General features: G+C 38.5%; 11 protein-coding genes. 6 read left to right on the top strand and 5 right to left on the bottom strand.

Going from position 1 to position 11,161, the window contains the following annotated elements; genetic code table 11:
* The 3 genes from VIH09_RS03935 to VIH09_RS03925 form a co-directional block, all read right to left on the bottom strand.
* Positions 1–830: carboxypeptidase-like regulatory domain-containing protein (locus tag VIH09_RS03935; RefSeq protein ID WP_331578094.1), on the bottom strand; the 830-nt coding region annotated here is incomplete at its 3' end.
* Positions 817–1,731 carry a FecR family protein gene (locus tag VIH09_RS03930; protein ID WP_331578092.1) on the bottom strand — a complete coding sequence of 305 codons (915 nt, stop codon included), beginning with the start codon at positions 1,729–1,731 and terminating at the stop codon, positions 817–819. The genes VIH09_RS03930 and VIH09_RS03935, both read right to left, overlap by 14 nt.
* 62 nt (positions 1,732–1,793) lie before the next feature.
* The gene (locus tag VIH09_RS03925; protein ID WP_331578090.1) at positions 1,794–2,309 is read right to left on the bottom strand and encodes an RNA polymerase sigma factor; all 516 of its coding nucleotides are present in this window, start codon (positions 2,307–2,309) and stop codon (positions 1,794–1,796) included.
* 339 nt (positions 2,310–2,648) lie between these two features.
* On the opposite strand from VIH09_RS03925, the gene VIH09_RS03920 reads away from it, so the two are divergent.
* The 4 genes from VIH09_RS03920 (at position 2,649) to VIH09_RS03905 (ending at position 6,818) form a co-directional block, all read left to right on the top strand.
* Positions 2,649–3,692 (top strand): hypothetical protein, encoded by a 1,044-nt coding sequence (locus tag VIH09_RS03920; RefSeq protein ID WP_331578088.1) that lies wholly within the window; start codon positions 2,649–2,651, stop codon positions 3,690–3,692.
* An 81-nt stretch (positions 3,693–3,773) separates the two neighbouring features.
* Positions 3,774–4,550, top strand: coding sequence for a membrane metalloprotease (locus VIH09_RS03915; RefSeq protein ID WP_331578086.1), 777 nt, complete (start codon positions 3,774–3,776; stop codon positions 4,548–4,550).
* 36 nt (positions 4,551–4,586) lie between these two features.
* Complete coding sequence (locus VIH09_RS03910; RefSeq protein ID WP_331578084.1) at positions 4,587–5,168, top strand: porin family protein; 582 nt, start codon at positions 4,587–4,589, stop codon at positions 5,166–5,168.
* A 162-nt stretch (positions 5,169–5,330) separates the two neighbouring features.
* Complete coding sequence (locus VIH09_RS03905; protein WP_331578082.1) at positions 5,331–6,818, top strand: aminotransferase class V-fold PLP-dependent enzyme; 1,488 nt, start codon at positions 5,331–5,333, stop codon at positions 6,816–6,818.
* Between the two features lie 41 nt (positions 6,819–6,859).
* Here VIH09_RS03905 and VIH09_RS03900 read toward each other — a convergent pair whose 3' ends face one another.
* Positions 6,860–8,425, bottom strand: coding sequence for a protein adenylyltransferase SelO (locus VIH09_RS03900; protein ID WP_331578080.1), 1,566 nt, complete (start codon positions 8,423–8,425; stop codon positions 6,860–6,862).
* 75 nt (positions 8,426–8,500) lie between these two features.
* Complete coding sequence (locus VIH09_RS03895; protein ID WP_331578078.1) at positions 8,501–9,373, bottom strand: lipid A biosynthesis acyltransferase; 873 nt, start codon at positions 9,371–9,373, stop codon at positions 8,501–8,503.
* A gap of 115 nt (positions 9,374–9,488) precedes the next feature.
* On the opposite strand from VIH09_RS03895, the gene VIH09_RS03890 reads away from it, so the two are divergent.
* Positions 9,489–10,127 (top strand): rhomboid family intramembrane serine protease, encoded by a 639-nt coding sequence (locus VIH09_RS03890; protein ID WP_331578076.1) that lies wholly within the window; start codon positions 9,489–9,491, stop codon positions 10,125–10,127.
* Between the two features lie 54 nt (positions 10,128–10,181).
* Entirely contained in the window at positions 10,182–10,871 is a 690-nt protein-coding gene (locus VIH09_RS03885; RefSeq protein ID WP_331578074.1) for an SIMPL domain-containing protein, read from the top strand.
* Positions 10,872–11,161 lie beyond the last annotated feature (290 nt).

Genomic DNA, 11,161 nt, shown 5'->3' with positions numbered 1-11,161 from the left:
TTGTTGGTCAGATTTGGGTTGTAGGCCGATATCAGCCCGAAGAAATGACCCGAATGGTACATTTTGATATTGTCCCAAATCATTAGGTTTTGGTCATTTGTGCCCCCGCGAACGTTGATGTTAGCTATGCTTTCATTGGTGCTTTCCACACCAGGTAATACTTGTATCGATTGCAATACGTCTGGCTCGATTAAGCCAGGTAATATCCCAAATTTCTTGGTATTCAGGACAGTGCTTCCGTCCAGGTATTTTTGTAATCCTGGAGTTAAATACACATTGATCAAAACCTGATTCAGTTCCTCATTGCTTGTCTTTAAAAAAAGGGTCTTGCAGCTGCTTGAGGTCGAGAATAATTGATTTGCCGTAAACTGTTTGCCTTCATAACCCAGATAGGAAATTGAAATTGTAGCGGTTATAGGAACGTTGGGAATCGTAAAAAAACCATTTTTATTGGTGATTGCAACTGAGTTTCCCACAAGTACCGTAGCGCCCACAAGAGGTGTTTTCAATTCTTCCGAAAAGACAGTACCACAAACGGAGATTGTCTTGTTGAGAACAGAAACGGTAACATAACGGTTGTCTAGCGCTTTGAAGTTCAGAAGCACTTTGGAGTTCAGGTAATCCATTGTCTCTTGCAACGTAAGTGTTGCAGCGGGTTTCTCAACGGCAATTCCTGCCACGTCTTCGACAGCATACGAGAATTTCACGTTAAACTGCTGCTCAATGGAACTGATTACCGCTGCTAACGGGATTTTGTCATTTGTTTTTTGGGCATATCCAATGCTTCCTATACATAAGAGTAGGTAAAAGAGCCATTTATTTAACTTCATAGTTGTAAAATATAATGGTTTTGCCTTCTATTTTATAACTGAGTTTAAGTGGAATGGTTACGGCCTCTAGTGCAATTTTTTGGTCTTTATGGCTGAAACTTCCCGTAAATAATTTTGAAGTGTCGACCCCTTCCGTTTTAATTTTAATGTCGAATTGGCGTTCTAATTCGGCAATGACCTGATCTAACGGAATGCGGTCAAAACTGGATTCCTGCTGCATCCACGATGGGTTTTGCGCATCGGTATCGGGCACGTCTTCGATATGGTTATTGATCAATCTGAAAGTTTTTCCTGCTGGCAACTTAACGGTTTCGTTATTGTGTGTTACACTAACCAAACCTTCGAAACAACTCACCTCGAAATAATTCTTGCGCTGTTTTACGTTAAAATGGGTTCCCAGTACTTGAACTACACCATCGGCTGTGTTTACGCTAAATTTCCGGCCTTTTTTTACCTCAAAATAGGCTTCCCCTTCCAAAGTTAAGGCACGTTTATTATCCCATTTTTTTTCCTTGAAAGTTATCTTCGATGCGGCATTCAATAAAACTTCGGAATCATCAGGAAGACGGAACGATTTGGTTTGCGCTATCTGGGTTTCAAATGTGGTAGTGGTATTGTAAAACAAGAAATAGGCGCTAGTCAATAGCAAGACCAGCAAGGCGGCTGCCCTAAATAGTGTTTTAAAGTTAAGAGTTCTAACTTTGGTTCCCTTTTTAGATTTGCTTCTGGCTTTAAATTGGTCTAAGGCCGCCTGCGCATCCACTTTTGGGGTTTCCAAGTTGGATGTGTAATGGGCGATTTTCTCAAGTAGTTCAAAACCTTCGGATTTTTTTAAATCCTCGATTTCTTGACTCGAAAGCTCGCCGTTGAGCCATTTTAATATTTCTTTTTCGTTTTTCATTTTTGAACCTCTATAACGGTAAGACAACTCATCATGGAATTACCCTACTACGAATCAATTAATTATATGTTTTCGATTTGTTCTTTTAATATTCTAAGAGCTGAAGACATTCTTTTTTCAACCGCTTTCTGGGATATACCCAAAATATCGGCTATTTCCCTGTATTTTTTCCCGTCGATGCGATTCATCAAAAACACCTCGCGCTGAGCTTCGGTCAAAGACGAAATCGCAGTTTGAAGCTTCATTTTGAATTCCTCTTCTTCCAGCAAGTATTCTGGACTCTGATTGTTCGTGTCTAGGTTAGGAGTTTCTTTGGCGTAAGCCAGAACCACTTTATTATGCTTTATGGTATTTAGGAATAGATTATTCACCGTGGTAAGTAAATAGGTTTTCACTTTTGTGAAATCGATTTTAGAACAATTCTCCCATATTTTGGTAAAGGCGTCTTGGACCAGATCTAAAGCGGCGTCGCTATCGCCACATTTGTAGTAGGCAAAATTCGTAGCCGATTGTACATTTTTGATGTAAAAGTGATTGAAGTGAGTTTCCTCGCAAAGGTTATTTTTGTCGTCGCTCATTTATTACAATTCATTTTAAGTAGGTCGCAAAAATAGATTATTTTTTTAATAATGTATAGGCGATGGATTCAATAGAACTATTTCAGAACCGTTCTTTACTGGCAATGTTTAGGGTTCATTATAATGCAAATGTAAATTTTGTAATAAAAAGGGTTAATTGTATAAAGGAACAACTGCCATTTATAAATAGTTTTGCCTTTGTCAGCAGGGGATTCTCTTCCGACTAAAAAAAAATATTTTTTATTTTAAAATGAGGGTAGGGTAAAATTAAGATTGGTTGTCTTACTACCAGAAAGGCGTTTAAAGCATCGCTTAAAATAAAAAATAAAAATTTTAAATATGAAAAAGTTAAGAACTATTACAGGAATTGCATTGATGTCAATATTAGGTTTCACATCTTGCCAAAGTGAAGTGGATGATGTACAAGGTCAGAATCCAAATACAAATGCCGCAAACTCAACGACCGCCAATAACTTAAAACGTACTTCGATGTACGATGGTTCATTTGACGATTTTTTTGACGGTGCTTCTTGTTCCTCTATTGTATTGCCTGCTACTGCAACTGTAAACGGGGTTAAAGTAACGCTACTTAGTCAATTGGATTACACGCAAGTAATTTCTATTTTGGGTCAATATAATAATGACCAAGATTCAGTTACGCTTCAGTTTCCTTTAAAGGTTAAAATGAGTAACTATACAGAGGTTACGGTTAACAACCAATCAGAATACAACACTATACTTAACGCATGTTCTTCTGCAGAAGCTTCCGGTCAAGACGCGATTTCTTCGGTGAATATTACTTTTCCTATTACCATTTTAACTTATAATGTAAGTTTAGAGCAAACGGGAAGTATTGTCATCACATCTGAACAACAACTATATGCGTATATGTCTAATGTAAGCAGCACCGAGTTATTTTCTGTGAAGTATCCTATGACTGTGGTACTTGCTGACGGTACAAATACAACAGTTTCAAGCGATGCTGAATTTCAAGCGGCTATTAATGCCTCTATTAAAACAGAAGCGACAATGGCGGAAGCAGCACAAAATTCAAAAAATTTGGAAACAGTTTTAGTGAATGGAATGTTTAAAGTACAGTCTTTCATAACAGCGGGAGTTGATTCTGCAAATAACTATAAAGATTACACTGTAGATTTTGCTAATGATAAATCAATAAAAGTGTTGAATACAATCACTACGGCGGCAACGGGTACTTATGCGGTGAGTTCAGAATTGGATGTTTTCTTGAAGTTAAACTTTTCGGGAAATGCTTCTTTCAATTTATTGAATAACACTTGGAAAGTAACAAGTTTTAACGCCACATCTATCTCATTACAAAGCACTACAAACGCTGCAGTAACTGTAGTTTTGAAACAAATATAAATTAAAGGGTTTGGTTTGGGTTAAAGTGCAGTAACCGGAAACGGTTGCTGTACTTTATATATAAATTTAGAAATAAACAAAATGAAAAAAGGAATCGCATTATTAACTCTGGCTGCCGTATTACTGGTATCCTGTGCGCAGGACGACAGCGCAAACAACACTTCTGCCGAGGGAAACCTGATCAGTAACAATCAAAAAACAACGGGAAGTTCGGCTAATGATTTACTGTCTGATGCTGCTTTCAAAAGCATGGTTATTGAAGTGGTATATGTACAAGGATTTGAGCCGTCAGCTACATCCATTAGTAATTTTGTTTCTTTTTTGAATGCCAGAACATACAAACCTGAAGGAATCACTGTTGTAAAAAGAGCAATTGCCTCAACCGGGAAAACCAGTTATACGAATCAGGATATTGTGGCAATTGAAGATGCCAATAGGACTAAATACAACTCATCGAACCAGATAGCGGTTTGGGCATTTTTTGCGGATGCAGAATCAGCCAGTAACACCGATACGGGACTTGTTCTGGGTACGGCTTACAGAAATACTTCCTTTGTTATTTATGAAAAAACCTTGCAAGGTTTAAGCGACAGTCCTTTTGAACCCAATAGAAGTTTACTGGAAACAACCGTAATTACCCATGAGTTCGGCCATATTTTGGGACTTACTAACTTTGGTACCGCTCTACAAAGCAACCATGAAGATACGGCGCATCCAAAACATTGCAATGTCGAGAGTTGTTTGATGTATTGGTCAGCCGAATCAGGAAACGGGATTAAAAACATGGTTTCCGGCGGATCGGCACCACAATTGGATTCGCAATGCATAGCAGACCTTCGTGCCAACGGAGGAAAATAAGAGTATAAATTAAATCTAATATAAAAACAGAAAATTATGAAAATTAAATATTTATCAATAGCCTTATTGCTTGGAGCAATGACAACAATGAATGCACAGGATGGTAAATCGTCTAATTCAAACTTTGGTATCAAAGGGGGGTATAATTTAGCTGCCGTGAGTTATGACGGTGAAGGCGAAACAGGACAACGTCATGGATTTCATGTGGGAGTCTACGGGGAATCTTTTATTAGTGAAAGCTTTTCTATCCAACCTGAATTAATGTATTCACAACAAGGATATGAAATAAAGGACGCCAACGGGACATTTACCCAAAAATTGGATTATATCAATCTACCGGTAATGCTTAAAGCGTATCCTTCTAAAAATGTATTTTTGGAAGCAGGTCCACAAATAGGATTGGCAGTATCGCATAAAGAAGAGTATGACGGTTTCATCAGTGGTTCAACAACAAGAGATCCAAACAATTTTGATTGGGGAATGAATTTTGGTGGTGGTTTTAAAACCGATTCCGGAATAAGCTTAGGAGTTCGTTATCATTTAGGTCTTGGTGATTTGTATGATAATGACAAAGCACACAACCGTGTTTGGCAATTTTCAGTAGGATTCGATTTGTAACCCCACTAGTTTATATATTTAAACCCTCCCAGAGCATTGCTTTGGGAGGGTTTTCTATTTTTGGACTTTTTGTTTTATACATGTCAGCTTCTATGCAGATTAATTCTACAGATTGTATAAACCACAAAAATCAATATCTTTGGACTTTAAAATTTGAATGTCATGACCGTTAAAGAATCTCCAACCCAGTTAGAACTGTATTTCCAACAGTTTCGTAAGAATATCATAGGAATAGACCAAAATTTCGTTTCCCCTTATGGACAACAAAAAATCATCTATACTGATTGGACAGCAAGCGGTCGACTGTATCGTCCCATAGAGGAAAAACTGATGAATGAGTTCGGGCCTTTCGTGGCCAATACCCATACGGAAACGACAATTTCAGGCATGGCAATGACCAAAGCCTATCATAAAGCGAGACACATCATAAAACATCATGTAAATGCGGATGCAAATGATATTCTAATTACTGATGGAACTGGGATGACTGGTGTGGTCAATAAATTCCAACGTATTTTAGGGTTGAAAGTTCCAGAAAATCTCAAAGATTTCATAAACATTCCAGCCGAAAAAAGACCAATTGTCTTTATTTCGCACATGGAGCACCATTCGAACCAAACTTCTTGGTTAGAGACAATTGCCGATGTTGAAGTAATACCCTCCACTGAAGATGGCTTATTCAGTATAGAAAATCTAGAGATAGTACTAGAAAAATATAAAGACAGGGCTTTCAAGATTGCATCGATTACTTCCTGTTCGAATGTGACCGGAATTAAAACGCCATATCATGAAGCCGCAAAAGTGATGCATCAGCACAATGGACTTTGCTTTGTAGATTTTGCCTGCTCGGGTCCTTATGTGGAAATTGACATGCATCCCGAAGATCCAGAAAGTTATCTGGATGCCATTTTCTTTTCGCCCCATAAATTCCTTGGCGGACCGGGTACTTCGGGCGTATTGGTTTTTAATAAAAAATTATATCAAAACTTGGTTCCCGACAATCCTGGCGGCGGTACCGTTTCTTGGACAAATCCTTGGGGCGAGCATAAATTTATCGAGAATATTGAAGATAGGGAAGATGGCGGAACCCCGGGTTTCCTTCAGGTGATTAAAACCGCACTTGTTATTCAGTTAAAAGAAAAAATGGGAATTGAAAGCATCCTGAAACGAGAACATGAAATCGTTGATTACGTTTTCTCACAATTGGGGAATATTTCCAATATTAAAATTCTTGCAGGCCAACATCAAGATAGGCTAGGGGTAATTTCCTTTTATGTCGATGATTTGCATTTTAATTTGGGCGTCAAATTACTGAACGACAAATTCGGAATCCAGACTCGTGGAGGCTGCAGTTGTGCAGGGACATACGGGCACTTTTTACTGCATGTGGATCAAGAAACTTCCCATAAATTAATAGATGAAATTAGCCTTGGTGACTTGATCAGAAAGCCGGGTTGGATCAGAATGTCCATTCACCCTACAACGACAACCGCTGAAATCGAATCCGTTTGCAACAGCATCAAAGCATTGGCCGAAAACCACAAGAGTTGGGCTTTGGATTATGATTATAACAGGGACACTAATGAGTTTGTGCATAAAAAGGCACAACCATTAGAGGATGAATTGGTCAAAAACTGGTTTTCATTATAATCGAAAGAGATTCTGATAATAAATAAATTCTATGTTGTCTGCTATGAACTGCAAGACAACATAGAACTTCCTATTTTTTCTCTTGCCCAATCGGGCCGTTTGGTAAACCATTTTTCGGATAGTGGTTGTTCCTGATATGGGTTTTTTAATAAAAGATGTAATTCTTCTATTAACGAATAATCTTCCTTATCAGCTGCTTCAATAGCCAGTTGTGCCATGTAGTTTCGCAAAACGTATTTCGGGTTTACGGTATCCATCGCTGCTTTTCTGTCCTCATCAGTTGTATCTTCCTTTCGCAAACGATTCAAATATTGGGTAAACCAATACAGCCATGTTTCTTTTACCCGATCCGTAACTTCGTTTATTTTGTAGAAGGAATCAGTTACGATTGAAAAAGCATTTTCTTCAGATTCCATTTTCTTCAGCTGACTTAATTTTCTGAAGAAAATAGTCATATCAGTTTCTGTCTGCTGTAAATTTTCGGTTAATAAATGAATAAGTTGATTGTCATTCTCTTCTTTGGTAAAAAGGCCTAACTTATTTCGGGTCATATTGGCATAATCGGCTGCATAATTGGTTTGAAAACTATTTAATATAGCTTCTAACGGAGCAGCCTCTTCGATCAAAGGGTATAATGCGTTCGCCAGTTGATACAGGTTCCAAAGAGCAATTTCGGGCTGGTTCCCAAAACGATACCTGCGGTTTTCTCGATCTGTTGTGTTTGGAGTCCAATTTGGGTTGTAATCCTCTAACCAGCCGTATGGCCCATAATCTATGGTAAGCCCTAGTATGGACATGTTATCGGTATTCATGACTCCGTGCACAAAGCCCACACGCTGCCAATGCACGACCATTTCGCGGGTTTTGTTGGCTACTTCCTGGAAAAACTGAATGTAGCTTTCCTTGCCGGCCTCTTTTATTTCAGGGAAATGATATTTGATGGTGAAATCGGCGAGTAATTTTAATGTTTTCAGGTCATTTTGGGAGGAGAAAAGCTCGAAATTCCCAAAACGGATAAAGGACGGTGCCACCCGGCAAACCACGGCGCCTTTCTCATAATCGGGATGACCATCGTACATAACGTCGCGCAACACTTGGTCGCCCGTAAGGATCAACGATAGCGAGCGGGTAGTGGGAACCCCCAAATGAAACATGGCTTCGCTGCATAGATGTTCCCGAATGGAAGAGCGCAGTACGGCCAGCCCGTCTGCTCCGCGAGAATACGGAGTTAGTCCGGCCCCTTTTAGTTGCAGGGCGTATGTCTGTTGGTTGTTTTCGACTTCTGCCAGAATGATGGCCCGCCCATCGCCTAACTGTCCTGCCCAGTTGCCAAACTGATGCCCAGCGTAACTCATGGAATAGGGACGGGTATCGGGAAGCACTTCTTTTCCCGAGAATATATTTGTGAATTCAACCGATTGTGCCTCTTCTCTGCTGATGCCGAGCAATTCTAAAACTTCTTCAGTAAAATGTATTAATTTGGGATTGGACGGAATCTTGGGGGTTACATAGGAAAAACAGGCATTTTTAACCTGACGAGTAACATTCGTTTCGTTTACATCCGCGGGCAGTTCCGTACTAAACCTATTGTTGATTTTTAAATTCATTTTACAGTGTATTAATACCAAAATTAATAAAATAGTTTGGTAACAACAGTTAATTAAAACCCAATGGATTTTGATTTATTTGCGACGATGTTTCCATCTTTTATGAGTCCAGAAATAATATTCGGGGGCCTCATAAATTTGTTTTTCGACCTCCTTGATGAAAGCGTGGGTAATTCCAAAATCGGGCACAGACTTGGGATTGTCGCTCAAAGGAATTAGGGTCGCTTCATAGTATCCTCTTTTGACTTTTCTTACTTTCGCAAAAATAACGTTCAAATCATGTTTTTTGGCTAGCATTTCAGCGCCCGTGTGAACAGGAACTTCAACGCCCATGAAACTTTCCCAATGAAATATTCTGTCCGCTTTTGGGGATTGGTCACTCGCTAAGCCATAGATGGAAAGAATGCCATTTCTTTGGTTGCTGGCAATTAGAGGAATTGTTTTGCTGGTGGTAACTAATTCTGTGTTGTATTTTGAACGGATGTCTCTGATGAGTTTGTCAAAATATTTGTTGCTGATTTTCTTATAAACACCTATACCTTGGTAACTGACTTTTTGATTTAGGGTGATTAACCATTCCCAACTCGCATAATGAGATGCCAAAAGCATAATGCTTTTTTCTTTTTTTTCATATTCTTTGATGAGTTCCAGATTTGTGATTATGAATCTTTTGTTCATCTCTTTTGATGAAATGGTCATGGTTTTTGTCATCTCCATAAACATGTCACATAAATGGCGGTATGATTTTTTTTCTATTGACAGACGTTCTTCCTGGCTGAGATGAGGTAGCGCCAAGGCTATATTTGCTCTGACTATTTTTTTGCGATAGCCTACTACATAATAAACCAAAAAGTAAACCCCATCTGATAACAAATAAAAAATTCGGAACGGAAGTATGGAAATCATCCAAAGAAAAGGGTAAACTATTATAAATATAAGAAATTGCATGCAGAATTTTTTCTTGCAAATATAAGCCAAAAATGAATATCCATATAAATTATAAGGAGGTACTAATGGAGTATCGGAGAATCACTACATTTACAATTCACAATAAACATACTTTATGAATTTAATATTAATTGCAATAATCGTTGCAAATGTACTTTTTAGCTACAAAGGATTTAATGATCATTCCTTTTTTAGAAAATATGAATTTCATATGGGAAGGGTTCGTTCTGGTGAACAAATCAGGATTTTGTCGTCAGGTTTTCTTCATGCAGACATAGCGCATTTGGCTTTTAATATGATTACGCTTTATTTTTTCGCCCCAGTTGTAGTTGCTTATATGGGGAATTTTTTATTTGTAGTCGTTTATTTTGGCAGTTTAATTTTCGGAAGTTTATTGACTATCGTCTTCCATAAAGACGATTATAACTATAGGGCTGTAGGGGCTTCGGGTGCCGTTACGGGTGTTTTATATTCCGCGATACTATTGCAGCCGGATATGATGTTGGGCATCTTTTTTATAATACCAATTCCGGCCTATCTTTTTGGAATCCTTTATTTGCTGTATTCAATCTACGGAATGAAGGCCAAGAATGACAATATAGGGCACACGGCTCATTTTGGGGGCGCCATAGGCGGTTATATGATTACTCTTGTAACCAATCCCCATTTGCTTGTCGAACACACCTTCATGGTTGTGCTATTAACAATTCCTATCATTATCCTTTTTGCGATGGCCAAAATGGGGAAACTATAATGGCATAGATATTGAAAGAGAATACATCAGAAAAAACAACTTAAATTTTACAATATGAAAAAAGCGGCATTAATTCTATCGATGTTATTTATGAGCATGTCATATGCTCAAGAAGTGAAGCAAGTTCCACAAATCAGTGTAGCGGGGGAGGGAAAGATAAAGGTTGTTCCTGATCAAGCCACTATAACGGCAACTGTCGAGACAAAAGGGAATAATGCCAAAGACGTAAAAAGGGAAAATGACAAGCAAATGGAAGCGGTGCTGAAGATGATAAAGAAGATGAATCTGGCGCCTGCCGATTACAGAACGCAGCGCGTTTCCTTAAATCCGATTTTCGATTACGAAAAAAAGAAAACTACATATAACGCTACCCAAACTATTGAAATTTTACTGAGAGATTTGTCTAAATACGATGAATTGATGGAAGGTTTGGTCAATCAAGGAATTAACCGAATTGATAATGTGGTTTTTCAATCTTCAAAAGTAGCTCAATATCAATCCGACGCCAGAAAAATGGCGATGAAGGATGCCAAGCTTAAAGCTGAAGATTATGTGTCCGTTTTAGGGCAAAAAGTGGGAAGGGCTATGACTATAACCGACAACTCGCAAAATTACCAACCGCAGCCCGTCTATGCAAGAATGAAATCAATGGCAATGGACGAAAGTGCCAGCACTCGTGAAACTCTCGCTGAGGGAGAAATCACGATAACCGCAAATGTAAGCGTGAGCTTTATGCTGGAATAAAAACCTGCAAAAGCTAAATTCAAAAGTCCCCTCTCTTTTTATAAGGGGAGGGGACTTTTTTTCGAGAAATAATTTGGAAAATTTAGGTTCATGTTGGCACAAAAAAAACGCTGCAATTGCTTGCAGCGTTTTAGTGGGGAGAGCAGGATTCGAACCAATAAGCTGGAACCCGTGCCTATACTGCATTTTCAACTACTTATAAACTAATGTGCCACGATTTTGCCACAAAACTCAATATGACAATTTTAAGCCATTTTTTAAGTAAATTATTGAATTAACTTGTTTAAATT

Source organism: Flavobacterium sp., from assembly GCF_036515215.1.
GTDB lineage: Bacteria > Bacteroidota > Bacteroidia > Flavobacteriales > Flavobacteriaceae > Flavobacterium.
The sequence above is the reverse complement of the archived record's forward strand: the minus strand, read 5'-3'. Positions and strand labels throughout refer to the sequence as shown.

What these genes read in the sequence shown, in the direction of transcription:
- VIH09_RS03930 (WP_331578092.1), bottom strand. Translation starts at nt 1,731, where the DNA reads ATGAAAAACGAAAAAGAAATATTAAAATGGCTCAACGGCGAGCTTTCG.
- VIH09_RS03925 (WP_331578090.1), bottom strand. Translation starts at nt 2,309, where the DNA reads ATGAGCGACGACAAAAATAACCTTTGCGAGGAAACTCACTTCAATCAC.
- VIH09_RS03920 (WP_331578088.1), top strand. Translation starts at nt 2,649, where the DNA reads ATGAAAAAGTTAAGAACTATTACAGGAATTGCATTGATGTCAATATTA.
- VIH09_RS03915 (WP_331578086.1), top strand. Translation starts at nt 3,774, where the DNA reads ATGAAAAAAGGAATCGCATTATTAACTCTGGCTGCCGTATTACTGGTA.
- VIH09_RS03910 (WP_331578084.1), top strand. Translation starts at nt 4,587, where the DNA reads ATGAAAATTAAATATTTATCAATAGCCTTATTGCTTGGAGCAATGACA.
- VIH09_RS03905 (WP_331578082.1), top strand. Translation starts at nt 5,331, where the DNA reads ATGACCGTTAAAGAATCTCCAACCCAGTTAGAACTGTATTTCCAACAG.
- VIH09_RS03900 (WP_331578080.1), bottom strand. Translation starts at nt 8,425, where the DNA reads ATGAATTTAAAAATCAACAATAGGTTTAGTACGGAACTGCCCGCGGAT.
- VIH09_RS03895 (WP_331578078.1), bottom strand. Translation starts at nt 9,373, where the DNA reads ATGCAATTTCTTATATTTATAATAGTTTACCCTTTTCTTTGGATGATT.
- VIH09_RS03890 (WP_331578076.1), top strand. Translation starts at nt 9,489, where the DNA reads ATGAATTTAATATTAATTGCAATAATCGTTGCAAATGTACTTTTTAGC.
- VIH09_RS03885 (WP_331578074.1), top strand. Translation starts at nt 10,182, where the DNA reads ATGAAAAAAGCGGCATTAATTCTATCGATGTTATTTATGAGCATGTCA.